15 protein-coding genes are annotated in these 14,265 nt (G+C 63.3%); 6 read left to right on the forward strand and 9 right to left on the reverse strand.

All coding sequences use genetic code 11. From position 1 onward, the window contains the following. The first annotated feature begins 135 nt into the window (after window positions 1-135). Together CKW39_RS06100 and CKW39_RS06105 are read left to right on the forward strand one after the other, a co-directional pair. Window positions 136-645 (forward strand): hypothetical protein, encoded by a 510-nt coding sequence (locus tag CKW39_RS06100; RefSeq protein ID WP_095797249.1) that lies wholly within the window; start codon window positions 136-138, stop codon window positions 643-645. A 93-nt stretch (window positions 646-738) separates the two neighbouring features. Further along, a complete protein-coding gene (locus tag CKW39_RS06105) occupies window positions 739-1,251 on the forward strand; it encodes an SRPBCC family protein (RefSeq protein ID WP_095797250.1) in 513 nt (170 codons plus the stop codon). An 18-nt stretch (window positions 1,252-1,269) separates the two neighbouring features. On the opposite strand, the gene CKW39_RS06110 is transcribed toward CKW39_RS06105, so the two are convergent. Beyond that, entirely contained in the window at window positions 1,270-1,824 is a 555-nt protein-coding gene (locus CKW39_RS06110; RefSeq protein ID WP_238663066.1) for an N-acetyltransferase, read from the reverse strand. A gap of 145 nt (window positions 1,825-1,969) precedes the next feature. Between CKW39_RS06110 and CKW39_RS06115 the strand changes: the two genes are divergently transcribed. Both CKW39_RS06115 and CKW39_RS06120 read left to right on the forward strand, forming a co-directional pair. After that, window positions 1,970-2,590, forward strand: coding sequence for a superoxide dismutase (locus CKW39_RS06115; RefSeq protein ID WP_095797251.1), 621 nt, complete (start codon window positions 1,970-1,972; stop codon window positions 2,588-2,590). 201 nt (window positions 2,591-2,791) lie between these two features. Continuing rightward, window positions 2,792-3,769 (forward strand): D-glycerate dehydrogenase, encoded by a 978-nt coding sequence (locus tag CKW39_RS06120; protein WP_095797252.1) that lies wholly within the window; start codon window positions 2,792-2,794, stop codon window positions 3,767-3,769. A gap of 122 nt (window positions 3,770-3,891) precedes the next feature. Here CKW39_RS06120 and CKW39_RS06125 read toward each other — a convergent pair whose 3' ends face one another. Continuing rightward, window positions 3,892-5,313, reverse strand: a complete 1,422-nt coding sequence (locus tag CKW39_RS06125) for a cysteine desulfurase family protein (protein WP_095797253.1) — start codon at window positions 5,311-5,313, stop codon at window positions 3,892-3,894. Window positions 5,314-5,384: 71 nt separating this feature from the next. On the opposite strand from CKW39_RS06125, the gene CKW39_RS06130 reads away from it, so the two are divergent. Next, complete coding sequence (locus CKW39_RS06130) at window positions 5,385-5,717, forward strand: cupin domain-containing protein (protein WP_095797254.1); 333 nt, start codon at window positions 5,385-5,387, stop codon at window positions 5,715-5,717. 18 nt (window positions 5,718-5,735) lie between these two features. On the opposite strand, the gene CKW39_RS06135 is transcribed toward CKW39_RS06130, so the two are convergent. The 7 genes from CKW39_RS06135 to CKW39_RS06165 form a co-directional block, all read right to left on the reverse strand. Continuing rightward, window positions 5,736-6,557: a GSU2403 family nucleotidyltransferase fold protein gene (locus CKW39_RS06135; RefSeq protein WP_095797255.1), complete on the reverse strand. Its 822-nt coding sequence runs from the start codon at window positions 6,555-6,557 to the stop codon at window positions 5,736-5,738. Next, a complete protein-coding gene (locus CKW39_RS06140; protein ID WP_095797256.1) occupies window positions 6,554-7,078 on the reverse strand; it encodes a hypothetical protein in 525 nt (174 codons plus the stop codon). The genes CKW39_RS06135 and CKW39_RS06140 overlap by 4 nt, the downstream gene beginning before the upstream one ends. A 679-nt stretch (window positions 7,079-7,757) precedes the next feature. Next, window positions 7,758-8,657 carry a carboxylating nicotinate-nucleotide diphosphorylase gene (gene nadC / locus CKW39_RS06145; protein ID WP_095797257.1) on the reverse strand — a complete coding sequence of 300 codons (900 nt, stop codon included), beginning with the start codon at window positions 8,655-8,657 and terminating at the stop codon, window positions 7,758-7,760. Beyond that, entirely contained in the window at window positions 8,635-10,461 is a 1,827-nt protein-coding gene (locus CKW39_RS06150; protein ID WP_095797258.1) for an L-aspartate oxidase, read from the reverse strand. Before CKW39_RS06150 ends, nadC begins: the two co-directional genes overlap by 23 nt. 3 nt (window positions 10,462-10,464) lie before the next feature. Beyond that, window positions 10,465-11,796, reverse strand: coding sequence for a quinolinate synthase NadA (gene nadA, locus CKW39_RS06155; RefSeq protein WP_095797259.1), 1,332 nt, complete (start codon window positions 11,794-11,796; stop codon window positions 10,465-10,467). Then, entirely contained in the window at window positions 11,793-12,500 is a 708-nt protein-coding gene (locus tag CKW39_RS06160) for an NUDIX domain-containing protein (RefSeq protein ID WP_143469941.1), read from the reverse strand. The genes nadA and CKW39_RS06160 overlap by 4 nt, the downstream gene beginning before the upstream one ends. Window positions 12,501-12,863: 363 nt before the next feature. After that, window positions 12,864-14,132: a threonine/serine exporter ThrE family protein gene (locus CKW39_RS06165; protein ID WP_368630714.1), complete on the reverse strand. Its 1,269-nt coding sequence runs from the start codon at window positions 14,130-14,132 to the stop codon at window positions 12,864-12,866. Here CKW39_RS06165 and CKW39_RS15420 point away from each other — a divergent pair. After that, window positions 14,102-14,257, forward strand: coding sequence for a hypothetical protein (locus CKW39_RS15420; RefSeq protein ID WP_158222917.1), 156 nt, complete (start codon window positions 14,102-14,104; stop codon window positions 14,255-14,257). The genes CKW39_RS06165 and CKW39_RS15420 overlap by 31 nt on opposite strands. Window positions 14,258-14,265: the final 8 nt, after the last annotated feature.

Consider the following 14,265-nt stretch of genomic DNA (forward strand, 5'->3'; position numbering starts at 1 on the left):
CACACTTGTGCGGAGTGGACTTCCAAGAAATGTGGGCCAAGATAATAGGCATTGACGCGGCAGCACGGACCTACCGGATGGGCTGGTGGGTATGTGGGAGATGTTGCGTCTGGGGATCTACTTGAGGGATAAACCATGCACGAAACGGATACACCGCACGGTTTTTTGATCAGCACCCAGGAATTCGTCCCGGCCACTGCTGATGAGTTCGAACGTGTGCTCAGGGCCCCAGGATCCATTGCCGCTTGGAACGAGCTGGAACTGTCTGGCCCCGCGGGATCCGGGGTTCCTCTGGACGTGGGCGACGCCATGGAATTCACGGTCAATGTGGGGCCGTTGTCGTTCGACTATGTGATGATCGTGGCCGCGCGAACTTCCGGTGTGTCGTTCATTCAGCGCACTACCAAGGGGTTCGTGGATGTCACCATCGAGTACTCCTGGAAGACGCAGGGGGTGGGCACGTTGGTCACGGTGGATGCGATGTACCGCCTCACGGGGCCCCTGTGGTGGAAGAAACCGGCGACGCGAGCAGTGGCGCGGAAATTCGTCCGCACCGCCTCACGGAACATGCGCGACATGTTTTCCCCTCGGCGCAGCGGCGGGCGGGGGAACTCGACGTTTCCTGACACCCATGGTTGTCGGTAGGGTTCACCCTCTAAGCTGAAGGGGAAGAGCGAGCGTCAACAGGGCAAGGGAGGCGCACGCTCGTGGGGTCTACGAACGTGAGGGGAAACTGGATTGGCTGAGTCCAGCATTGTTGAGTTCGAGGAACGTCTGATTATTCATGCGCCGGCCAACGTGGTGGAGCGCATGCTCGTTGACGCACCGGCGCTGCCGCAGTGGCGCACGTGCATGCGCGAGAACGTGGAAACGTCTGATCCGATCATGAGGCCCGGAACCACCGTCACCTTCGTGACCACGCAGTACGGACTGCACTTCGACTACATCCAGATCGTGTCCCAGTACATTCCGGGACAGACGCTGGCGTACCGGACCACCAAGGGTTTGTTCTTCATCGACACCACGTACGAGTGGGTCGAGGATCACGGGAGCACCCGGCTGACCTGCCACTACCGGTTGTGCGTGCCCAAGAACAAGCAGTTCATCAAACGCCTGGTGGAACGTAGTTTTCAGAACCAGTCACGCGATGACAACAAGAATCTGAAGCACCTGCTGGAGACGGGCGCGCAACGTTACCGAGCGGCGTCGGACCTCACCCCGGACGAGCCGCGTCTCGAATCGCTCACGTAACCCGCCCCGCCTAGCGCATCAATTCAGCCGAAGTTCGTGGCGCAGCACCGTCACGTGGAAATCCTGGTGTGCCACGTAGAAATCCTGCGTTCCGCACGGTAGGTATCCCAGGCCCTGGTAGAACTCGGCCAACCGAGGACTGTTCACGTCGCAATCCAGACGCACCACTGAACGCCCCGAATCCCGCGTGACCTTCTCGGCGTGCCGGATCAGCGCCGGGCCCGTGCCGGTGCTGCGCAGTGATCGGTCCACGGCCACGCCGTGCACGTAGCCGGCGGGTTCCTCCTGTTTGCCCCAGATCCGTAGGTCTTCCCACAGCACCTGGACGCTGGCGAGCACCACGGTCGGATCCTCGGGGGATTCGATCACCGACCACTCGCCACGGCCGATTTCCTCGGAAACGTCGCGCGGATCGAATTCCCCCTCCCGCCACTGGTCGATCCCGCGGCCCTGGAGCCAGCGGGCGATCCGGTTGCGCAGGTCGACGATGCCCTGCGCGTGTTCCTCACGGGCAGGGATGATGGGGCCGGGGGTGGGTTGGAGTTCTTCGAATGAATCAGGTGAATCAGGCACGCACACGAGAATAAGACATCCACATGACAACTTATGACGAGGAAAGTACCTTTCCTACGCTAGTGGCTGAACCTTCTTGACCCTGTCGAGGGCCCTGGCGTTAGGTGGAAATATCAACGCCAAGCGCTAGGAAGGATGATTCACTGTGGCTGAAAAGTTCACTCTGCCCGATCTCCCGTATGACTACGCCGCTCTTGAGCCCCACATCTCGGCTCAGATCATGCAGTTGCACCACGACAAGCACCACAACACCTACGTGACCGGTGCAAACACTGCCCTGGAGAAGATGGAAGAGGCTCGCGCCAACGGTGACGCTGCCGGTGCAGCCAAGCTCTCCAAGGATCTCCAGTTCAACCTGGGTGGCCACATTAACCACTCCATCTTCTGGAAGAACCTCTCCCCGGAGGGTGGCGACAAGCCCGAGGGCGAGCTCGCCGCAGCCATCGACAACTTCTTTGGCTCCTTCGACAACTTCCGTGACCAGTTCACCGCGGTTGCCACCACCATTCAGGGTTCCGGCTGGGCCATCCTGGCTTACGAGCCCATTGCCGGCAACCTGGTCATCGAGCAGATGTACGACCAGCAGAACGGCGTTCCCGTTGCCACCATCCCGCTGCTGCAGCTGGACATGTGGGAGCACGCCTTCTACCTGGACTACCAGAACGTCAAGGCTGACTACGTCAAGGCCTTCTGGAACATCGTCAACTGGGCAGACGTCGCAGAGCGCTTCGAGAAGGCTCGTACCGGCGCCAAGTCCCTCATCTGATTGAGACTTCCAGCTTGTACCTCGCTTTTGTGAGGTGAATCGAAACCCCGCCCGGCAGCCTTCGCTGTCGCGCGGGGTTTCGTTCTCCCCGAGCAGGAACCTTTCGATCGCACTGATCGCCGACGGCGCTCGCGGCCACGCCCGCTTTGCCCCACCGAGCCGTTTCCACCCCAGAGTTATCTGCATACCTGAGGAGATTTCGTGAGTACACCTCGTTTTCTGGTCACCCGTGAGATCCCGGAACCGGGACCGTCCATCTTGAAGGAGGCGGGCGACGTCGTCATCAAGGACGGCGTGAGCGCGGACGAGCTGCGCGAGGCCGTCACGAGCGGCGAGTACGACGTGGTGCTCCCGCAGGTCTCGGACAAATTCGATGCCGAGCTGCTGTCGCAGGCCAAGATCCGCGGCATCGCCAACTACGCGGTGGGCTACAACAACATCGATGTACCGGCCGCCGCGGAGAACGGGATCGCCGTGGGCAACACCCCGGACGTCCTCAACGACGCCACGGCCAACACCGCCATGCTCCTACTGCTGGGCGCCGCTCGTCGCGCGCACGAGGCCTCCGAGTATCTGCGGGAGGGGCGGTTCACGGGCATCGGACCCAACCTGCTGGTCGGCCAGGACATCACCGGAGCCACACTGGGTATCGCGGGGATGGGCCGGATCGGCAAGGCCGTGGCCCAACGTGCCCTGGGTTTCGGCATGAAGGTGATCTTCACGCAGCGCCCACCACACGACCGCCCGGTGTCCGACGATGAGTTGGGTGACTTGGCCGGGCGCGTGACTCAGGTGCCGTGGGACGAACTGGTCGAGACGAGCGATTTCATCTCGCTGCATGTGCCGCTCACCGAGGAGACCACGCACCTCATCGACCGGAAGGTGCTGAGGCGGATGAAATCCACCGCGGTGTTGGTCAACACCGCCCGCGGTCCCGTGGTCGATGAAAATGCATTGGTTCGTGCATTGCGGGACCGTGAGATCTTCGCGGCCGGGTTGGATGTGTACGAGAACGAGCCCGAGATGGCCGACGGTCTGGTCGAGCTGCCCAATGCGTTTCTGCTGCCGCATGTGGGTTCCGCCGAGGGCGGTTCCCGCGCGGGTATGGCGCGTAAAGCTGCGGAAAACGCGGTGGCCATGGCTCGCGGTGAGACCCCGCCGTACGAGGTGAAGCCGTAGGTTTCGCCGACCGCGCCGTGTTCTGACCTGCCGTGTGGTTTGGTCGGCGGCCTGTGCAGACTGATCGACGACAACGCCGGATCCGGCTCGAGTCCAGGTCGTACCGTTGATCAGAGTGCGGGCTAGCTGCGCAGCTCCGCGATGATCTGTGCAGTGGCGCGGATCGCGGTGTCGATATCGTTCTCCGTGGTCTCTCTGCCCAGGCTGAAGCGAACCGAGGTCGTGGCCACCTCCGCGGGAACTCCCATGGCCGTGAGCACGTGGGACGGCTCCGATGAACCGGTCGCGCACGCCGAACCGGATGAGACCAGCACTCCCTGGTTCTCCAGATCCACGAGCACGGTCTCCCCGTTCACGCCGGGGAAGCAGAAGGACGCGTTGGTCGCCAGGCGCGTATTGCCGTTCAATCCTGCCGACGCCGACGCCGACGCCGCTGCGGTTGCCGTGGCCGCGCTGGCTCCTGCGGCGATGTCTGCCGAGTCCGGATCGGTCACGTGTGTGTCTTTCGCGGTTGCGCTGGCTGCGACGCCGGTTTCCTGGAGATTCACTGTTTTACGCGGATCCGGACCGGTCAGGAGCGTGCCGGGCATGGCCCCGAGGATGCCGTCGATCAGTCGGTCGCGTAGAGCGGCGACACGGGCTGTGTATTCCTTTCGTTCTCGCTCGGCCAGTTCGAGGGCGGTGGCCAATCCCACGGCACCGGCAACGTTGGAGGTTCCGGAGCGGCGCCCACGCTCGTGACCACCGCCGCTCATGAGCGAACGTAGTGGGGTGCCGCGCTTGACCCACAGCAAACCCACGCCCTGTGGAGTGCCGATCTTGTGACCGGCCAGCGTGAGGGCGCTGACCCCGAGGTCAGTGACCCTGAGCGGTAAGGTGCCTGCGGCCTGCACTGCGTCCGTGTGCAGAGGTACGCCGAATTCCGCGGCAACTTCGGCCAGAGCCGACATGTTCTGCACGGTCCCCACCTCGTTGTTGGCGAGCATTACAGACGCCATGGCTACCGAGTCGGAACCCGCGGTCCCGGACGCATTGGCTACGACAGGCTCGCCCGCGCCAGCCGTTTTGGGGTGCCGCGGTAATGCGCCCGCGCTGGGGAGCGCACCGGGCCGTGAGGCGTCGTCGGTCAAGAACGCGCGCAACATACCCGGCGAGACGAACCCGGAGCCGTCCACGGGCAGCTCCGCGGCGGTGAAACCATCGAACTGGGCGAGCGAGCGGGCGGATTCCAGAACGGCGTCGTGCTCGATGGCGCTGATCAGCACCCTGTTGCGCCCCGGCTGGCGCTCGCGACGGGCCAACGCGATGCCTTTGACCGCCAGGTTGTCGGCCTCGGTGCCGCCAGAGGTGAAGATGATCTCTCCCGGGCGGGCGCCCAAGACCGCCGCGACGCGCTCGCGGGCGTCGTCCAACGCGCGTGCGGCACGCTGGCCGCGCTCGTGATGGCTGGACGCGTTACCGAATTCGTGGGTGAGCCACGGCCACATTGCCTCGAGTACCTCGCGGCGCGGTGCTGTGGTGGCTGCGTGATCCAGGTAGATCATGACGTGACCTCTCGTGGTGACTCTCGTGTTGTGCCCGTGACGCGTGATGCGGTGAGCTGCAAAGATGGAGCATGGAAGAAAACACGCTGACCACCATTGCCCAGTCCATGCTGAACCAGGCTCGCGAAGCGACCAGCGGCCGCTCCGCGCATAACCTGTACGGCGGCCGCGAGCACACGCTGCAGCAGACCATGATCGCGCTGATTCGAGGTCAGGATCTCAAAGAACACGAGAATCCGGGCGAAGCCACGATCCAGGTGATCATCGGCCAGGTCGAGCTCATCGCCGGTGACGAGTCCATCACCCTGCACTCCTCCGATTACACTGCGATCCCGCAGCAACGACATTCCCTGCATGCTCATGAGGACTCCGTAGTGCTGCTGACGGTCGTGGGTAAGGGCTGACGGTCCTGTTGCAGGCCCTTATGATCGAGAATTCAGAACATTCGACAGTTCTTGAACCAGGATCGTGAAACTGAGTGCTGCGGATTCGTCCCCTGCTGCAGCCTGTTCGGCTAAGTCGGGAAGTGTGGGCGTCAGGGTCGTGCTCTGGGCAACCAGGAAAGTTAGAGCCTCGTTCGACTCCTGTGCGGCAGCCAAGTCCATTTGGTGGCGGGAGAATCCGTCGGCAATTCTGTCAAGATCAACAGCCCTCAGGAGACGCAAAATATCGAGGGCGTCTTTCGGCTTGACCCGATCCCGCTTGTTAGTGTCTTTGTCCTCGAGCCGCTCTTTCAGCTTGATGCACTTGGCTACGATGAGCGCTGCAGGTCCGGCCACGTTCACCTGACACGTACGGCCGTCGTCCTGTTCCAAAGCGCCGAGCGTTATAGTTTCGAAATCCACCAGAGCGGGCGCAAGACCCCGGCCACGTCTTGCGGTCTCCTTCCCGTGAGGAGGAATCCTGGCGGATCTTCGTCCTTCGCCTGCCTGGTGCTCTGACACCATGAGGTCAAGTGCAATCCCGGTGGGCCCGATCCACTGGCCTGGATTGCCCCCAGCTTTCGTGATGAAGCCATTCTTTTCGAGAACGTCTTGAATCAGCGGCTCTGGACTCAGCTCAGCGGCGTTGAGGGCTAGATCGGCGTCTGTGGTCATGATGGAAACCGAGAAGTCACCCTCGCCGGCCCATAGATAGACGGCTTGAGCGCCGATCAGTATTACGTGATCGAGGTGATCGCGTAATGCCTCCAGGCCATCCAACAGGACCGACCTAGCTGCTATGTACTCCGGAGGAAGACTCATTTCGTTTTCGCCTCCTTCTTCTCAGACCACATGGTCCATCCATACTCCGAATCGGAGCCTAGTTCGGAAAGGGAGTCAATGATCTGGTTGGCTAAGTCCGCTTCCCGGCCGGGAAAGGTTTTTAGGTCTACCAAGACTTGCCCCAACGGGGCTACCCAACCGCCAGCTCTCTCGCTGTACCGGGTTTTCTGGAGCAGTTCGGGATCCTTCGGGACTATCAACACCACGTTGGACTTGGATTTTTCGACGGGGTAGAGGCCGATCTCGCGAGCGATACGTTGAGGGTTGTCACAGTAAGCAGTGAGTTGTTTGCTGCTGACCACGGGAGTCTGGCTTTCATTCAAGTAGGCGAGGCCTCCGTGGACACCGGTGAGAACGGTTCGATCGTCGCGCGTCAGAGCATCTGCTGCGTGCTGTAGCCCGCGAGGATCTAAGAATGATTCGACGCGGAAATTGCCCTTAGCCAGCGAGTAGTCTTGGGCCCAGCGGTCGATCAGGTCCTTCCGGTTGATGGATTCCACGGGGCCTCGCCGATCTCGAGGCGGCATAATCCCCTCGCGTTCAAATGTTGGCAATAACTTGGAGACCGTGCCCGGGCTTACATGACAATCGTCAGCAATTTCTCGTACTCCCTGTGGCAAAGACGCCGTCACTAGGTAGCGAAGAACCCGCGCAGTGGAGGTACCGGTTAATCGTTCGATGTTCTCTTTTCTTGGTTCTCGAGGCGCTCTAGTGGCCCCCTGTCGGTCTATGAGGACGGGGGGTTGATCACTCACGATATGGATCCACCCTGTGGTATCCACGCCACTGAATCCCACCTCGGCCATGAGCTCTCGAGTGCGTGGAGGGAAGTATTCCGACAACAAACATGGAATCCCAGGGACGTCGCTGAAGGTTGACCTCAAGTGCGCGATAGCGTCTGTTCGGAGACGTGTGCCTTTCGTTTCGATTGCCAGGAGTACGGATGATCCAGCTGGCGGTCTGATGGTCACAAAGGCATCAGGGGATGAGCGTCCCAAGTCCTTGTGGTTGACCGTTTCGAGGTCCCAGGAGTCAGGCAACGCAGCGGCGAGGATCTCAAGACAGCGTGGCATGACCACTGTTTCTTCATAGAACTCGTTTCTCACATCAAGAAACATATCAGAATAAGAAACACTTCAACAGGGGCATCAGGTGCTGATCCACGGCCGTGGGTGAGGGCTAGTCCAGCGCGATATCCAGGCCCAGGTCCAACGCCCGCACCGAGTGGGTGAGGGCCCCGACCGAGATGACGTCCACGCCGGTGGATGCGACCTTGCCGGTGGTCTCCAACGTGATGCCCCCCGAGGCCTCCACGATCGCGCGACCGTCCACCATGGCCACGCCGCTGACCAGGTCCGCGAGGGCAAAGTTGTCGAGCATGATGGTGTCCACGCCGCCTGCCAGGACGTCCTCGATCTGATCCAGCCGATCCACCTCGACCTCCATGTGCGTCGTATGAGGCATATTCCGCCGCAGCTCGCGGAGCGCGTGGGTAATCGTCGCGCCGCCGGCGGTGAGCACGGCCAGGTGGTTGTCCTTGAGCATCACGGCGTCCGAGAGTCCGAAGCGGTGATTGTGTCCGCCTCCGCAGGTCACCGCGTGCTTCTCCAGCGCTCGCAGTCCCGGGGTGGTCTTGCGGGTGTCGGCCACGCGGGTGCGGGTGATGGTTCCGGCGGGCAATTTGTTGGCGCTCTCCACCTCCGCAACGGCCTTCTCGACCTCGGCCACGTACCGGGCGGTGAGCGTGGCGATCCCGGACATCCGCTGCGCCAGGTTCAGCACCGTGCGTTCCGCGGTCAACAGGGGCCGTGCGGGACCCGTGATAGTTGCGATGTCTGTTCCCGGGGTGATCTTGTCGCCATCGCGCGCGTGGAGCGTGACCTCCAGGCGCGGGTCCACGGTGGTGAAGCCCGTACGAATGACCTCCTCTCCGGCGAACACGCCCTCTTCGCGCGAGGTGATGGTCGCCGTGGCGGTAGCCTCCGCGGGGATCACGAGTTCCGAGGTGATGTCACCCCACGGCGCATCCTCGGCAAGACTCGAGCGGATCACGGCTTCAACGGCTGAGCGAGTCAGCATGGACTGTCCTTTCGTGGGCGGGAGTCACGGATCGCGCGGCAACCCACCCGGTGCTTACGGCCTGTAGGGGGTCGGTCGCGGGGTAATCCGCACGCTGATGGGCCCCGCGGGATTCGGTGCGGGCCAGCGCGGCGGTCGCCAGCGCGTGCCCCACGGTCAGGAGATTTCGGTTTTCGGCGTCGGCCAGGGTTTCGGGGGCGCTCGCATCCGCTACCGCCGACGACGCCGCGAGCCAGCCTTCCAGCCTCGCCTTCGCCTGCTCGAGGCCCTCAGCTGTTCGGAAGACCCCGGCGCCCTGCCACATGGTGTGCTGAAGTGCCTCGCGGGAGAATGATTCGGTGGGCTCCACTGATCCTGTGGGGGATGGATCGATCTGTTTCTCCGCGGTCCGCCCGGTGTAGGACAGCGCAGAATCCTCGGCTGCGTGAAGAGGATCGGTCGAGCCTGAAGGTTGCCGTGGTGTCGGAGGTTCTTGTTCCTGTCGGGACCGGGCCAGTGGTCGCAGTACTTCGTGGGGCGCCCGTTCGGAATCGCTGCTCGAGGACGCACGTTGTGCCCCGGACCAGGGTTCGGCCACCAGTTCACCAATGCGCCGGCCGAAGATGGCCGCTTCCAGCAGGGAGTTGGATGCCAAACGGTTGGCTCCGTGCATGCCGGTGCTCGAGCACTCCCCGGCGGCCCACAGGCCGGCCACGGTGGTATGCCCCAGCTCATCGGTGACAATGCCACCCATGTGGTAGTGCGCGGCCGGGCTCACAGGAACGAGTTCCGTGGACCAGTCGATGCCGTGAGCCTTGAGGCTCGCGTCGATGGTCGGGAACCGCCGGGCCAGGAATTCTGCTCTCGACAGCCCATCCGGAACGGGGATGGTCGAGCAGTCCAGGTACACGGCGCCATTCGGAGAGCCGGTGCGAACCGCGAAGACCGCCCGGGCCACGACATCTCGCGGCGCGAGTTCTGCGCGCGGGTCCACATCGGTCATGAAGCGGTGACCGTGCTGATCACGAAGTACCGCACCTTCACCGCGGACTGCCTCCGAAATCAGGAACGATCCCGGTGCCGCCAACGCCGTGGGGTGGAACTGGAAGAACTCCAGGTCCCGAACCTCGGCGCCGGCGCGCAGAGCCAGAGCGATGCCGTCCCCGGTGGCCACCTCGGGGTTGGTCGTATACGGATACAGCTGACCGGCACCACCGGTTGCGAGCACCACGTGATCGGCGGCGAGGAACTCCTCGGCGCCCAACTGGCCGTCTGAAAGTACGGGGCGGATCGTGACGCCGATGGCATGTTGACCATCAGTCAGCACGCCGGTGACCAGTGTGTATTCCATAAGTCGTATATCTCCGACTGCCGCGGCATCACGCGTCCGCGCGGACAGCGCCTCCTGAATCGCGTGACCCGTGGCATCACCTCCGGCATGCAGGATCCGGGACACGCTGTGCGCCGCTTCCAAACCCTGAACCCAGGGCGATCCGGGCCCCGCCACGCGATCAAAGGCGACGCCGCGGTCGGTGAGGTCGCGAACGGCGTCGGCGGAATCTTGGACCACGCCCTGAACTACCGGCGGCTCGCACAAACCCGCGCCCGCGACCAGGGTGTCCTGGACGTGCAACTGGACGGAATCCTTGGGTTGGCCGTCGGGCAGGCTGCTGGTCATTGCGGCCATGCCACCCTGCGCGCGATCAGTTGCGGTGAGGGTGAGCGAGGCCTTGGTGATGACGGTGACGCGGGCGCCCGTCTCAGCCGCGGACAGCGCCGCGCTGAGGCCGGCAACCCCGCTGCCGACGACGATCACGTCAGTCATCAGTCACTTCTTCGGTACGGCGGCCAGCATCCGCTCGAGAGCCACGGAGGCCTCCTGAGCAACGCTGTCCGAGACGGAGACCTGATTGATCACGCGACCGGCCACCAGTTCTTCCAGAACCCACGCGAGGTAACCCGGGTGGATACGGTACATGGTGGAGCACGGGCAGATCACGGGATCCAGGCAGAAAATGGTGTGCTCGGGGTGCTCGGCGGCCAAGCGGTTGACCATGTTGATCTCGGTGCCGATCGCGAAGGTCTGACCCGGCTCGGCAGCTTGAACGGCCTTGCGGATGTGGTCGGTGGAACCGGAGGAATCTGCGGCGTCCACGACCTCCATGGGGGACTCAGGGTGCACGATCACGGTGCAGCCGGGGTACTCCGCGCGAGCCTTCTCGATCTGACCCACGGTGAAGCGCTTGTGGACCGAGCAGAAGCCGTGCCACAGGATCACCCGCGAATCCTTGAGGCTTTGAGCGGTGTTGCCACCCAGTTCCTTGCGGGGATTCCACATGGGCATCTGCTCGAGGGGTACGCCCATGGCCTTGGCGGTGTTGCGCCCCAGGTGCTGATCCGGGAAGAACAGTACGCGCTGGCCGCGCTTGAACGCCCACTCCAACACGGTCTGCGCGTTGGAGGACGTGCACACGATACCGCCGTTGCGGCCGCAGAACGCCTTGAGCGCCGCGGAGGAGTTCATGTAGGTCACGGGGATCACGGAGGCGAGGGGCTCGCCGTTCTCGTCCGTGACCGTCTGGCCGTTCTCATCCACGGCGTGGGGGCCGAGCACGTCCATGAGGTCCGCCCAGCAGTCCTCCACGGATTCCTCGTCGGCCATGTCGGCCATGGAGCAGCCCGCCGCAGGGTTGGGCAGGATCACGGACTGGTTGTCCTGGGACAGGATGTCAGCGGTCTCGGCCATGAAGTGCACACCGCAGAACACGATGGCGTCCGCCTCGGGGTGGGCCTTGGCCTGCTGCGCGAGCTGGAAGGAGTCGCCGATGAAGTCCGCGTGCTTGACCACTTCGTCACGTTGGTAGAAATGCCCCATGACGACGGCGCGCTCGCCCAGGGTTTCCTTGGCCGCCACGATCATGGCGTCCAGTTCCTCGGGGGAGGCATCCCGGTAGCGCTGCGGAATGGTGGGCTGGGCGGGAGAGCCGGCCGGAGCGACGTCGTTCTGGGACGCGCCGGGGCCGTAACCCTCCACGAGCGGGGTGGGGAAATCCCACGGATCCTGAGTGAGGGAGCTGTTGCACGAGCCGCCCTCCAGCGTCACGGCGGTGCCGGACGGGCGGGTGGGCAGAAGGTTGAGCTGGGTGGCTACGGAGGTCATGATGTCTCCTCGGAACGGTCTGACGTGGGGTGACTGAAAAGCTTGGATGGTTTGGCCGATGCGAAGCGGTAGAGCTTGGGCGGGCGATGTCGGGTGCCTTCCAAGCGCTCGCCGGTGTCCTCGAGTTGGCCGGATGACAGGACGTGGCGGCGGAAATTGGCGGGGTCCAGGGCGTCTCCGATGATCGCCTCATGCACCTCGCGGAGTGCGGCGATCGTGAAGGTCTCGGGCAGGAAGGCCTTGGCCACGGTGGGTTCGGCGATGCGGTTCCGCAGCCGATCCAGGGCGTGGGTGACGATGTCCGAGTGGTCGAAGGCGAGGTCCGGTAGGTCGGTGGCGCGCAGCCAGGTGACGTTGATGTCGTTCTCGCCCATGGCGGCTTCTTGCGGGGGAAGCGAGGCCCAGTAAACGACCGTGACCTGGCGTTCCTCAGCCCCGGCGGAGCGGGTCAGACCACCGAATGTGGCCAGCTGTTCCAGGTGGGTGGGCGCGAGGCCGGTGGTGAGGGTGAGGTCGCGCAGGGCGGAATCCTCGAGAGCTTCATTGGGGCGGAGCGGCCCGCCAGGTAGGGCCCACATGCCGCGGTAAGGATCGCGGATCCGGCGGACCAGAGGCATCCAGAGCTCGTGGCTGCCGTTGGCGCCGGTGGGGCGAACCGTGAAAATCACCGTGGACACGGCCAGGAGCACGCGCTGATCAGTCATGGTGGCTCCTTGTCTGCTCGTCGCGGCACGGAGCCGCGCGGTTAGTGTCGGAGCGACTCTAACACCTTAAAGTCTAGCTCACTATAAGTGCAGACGAGAGTGGTCGCCTCGTGAGGGCGGTGAGAGCGGTGTGGGCTGTGTTCGGGGTGCCGGGGTGCCGGGGTGCTGAGGTACCGAGGTGCGGAGGGGGCAGATGCTGGGCGGACCTAAAAGACCGGTCGCGGCTGCGTCGTCAGGCTGAGCGGAACGTCAAGTGAGGAAACTGCTTGAACACAGTGTTAAGTGATGGAAGTGTCGAATCCGCGCCGGTTTTCGGCATTTTCATCACACGAGACTTTGCGGCTGCGTTTCCCTCACCTCAGGCTATTCCTGGGTGTCCGTGTCCGAAGTGCCCTCCGTGTCCCGAGCGTTGGAGGTCTTGCCGCCACGGCGGGTGAGCGGGTGGTTGGATGCGCGGGAGAAGAACATGGGGGTGAAGATCCGGTTGCGCACCACGTTGAGGGTATTGAGCGTGACCACTCCCACGTATTGGCCCACCATGAGCCCCGTGGCCAGGCTGAGCGCGGCGATGAACGCGGAGGACAAGTAGTAAAGCGCCTGGTCGCCAGCGAGAGAAGAACCCCAGATGCCCTGGTAGGTCAGGGTTCCTGGGAGTAGGACCAGGAACGATGAGATGGCCATGGACGAGGTTGGCGCTTTGACCATTCGGGGCAAGATAGCTGTACCGATTCCGGCGGCGAACGCTGCAACACCTCGGGCCCATGCGTCCGCACCCTGTCCTGTGGAAAGGGCCGCGTAGACCAGGTAGACGATCATGGCCAGCGTTGCTGCCGAGAAAACGACGCGCGCCGGGGACTGCAGAATGATGCCGTTGCCGACGGCCACGAGGGCCGCGGCAATGACCATGAGCCACAGTGGGATACTTGCCAGGCTCACCTCGTTGGACACCGGTAGTGGAACGCCCAGGGCATTGAAGAGCGCGGCACCCAGTCGGACCCCTACGACCAGACCGGCGGTATTGACCAGACCCTCGTAAATTCTGCCCAGGCCGTGCATGTAGTTGCCGGTGATGGTGTCCTGGACGGCCCCCGTTGAGGTCATGCCGGCCATCATGATGATGATGATTGAGATCACCACGGACGTGGGATCGACGTTGGGATCCAGGATGCGCATGGCTGCCGCGGCCGTCGACGCGAGGATTCCCGCAGCGATCTGGATGAAAAAGGAGGGCCACCGCAGCGAGCCCAACTTCTGCATCATGAACACCAGCGTGAGGTAGGCAATGACGCCTGCGATAGAGACGATCCAGTCACCGCCGTACACCAGGAGTGCGGCGGCACCGGCTGCGGCAGTGGCGATGATGGTGGCCTTTTTGGACCATGACTTACCAGTCGTGGCGATGTTGTCCATCTGTTCCCGCGCTGTGGGCAGGTCAATGGTGCTCTGGGTGTAGTCCGCTGCGATATTGGTTGCGCGGGTTAGCACCCCGAAGTCGAACCCGTAGGAGTCCACACGTTCCATGCGCACTCTGGGTTCACCGGCGGGGTCGGTCCAATTGACTGCAACTGCGCCGTAGCTTGCATCCAGGTCGGGGTGGGGGCGTGGGCATGGTGCAATATTTCGCGTCCGCAGCGGGTGGCTTCCGCAACGGTTCCGCCGTTGGCTACCACCGCGGCGGTGATGCGAGCCGCGAGATCCACGGCCATCAGATTCGTCCCGGCATCGTTGTCATGGGGATGCTGGGGTGTGCTCACTGAAACCGTCC

The organism is Kocuria sp. WRN011 (genome assembly GCF_002295155.1).
Classification (GTDB): Bacteria; Actinomycetota; Actinomycetes; order Actinomycetales; family Micrococcaceae; genus Kocuria; species Kocuria carniphila.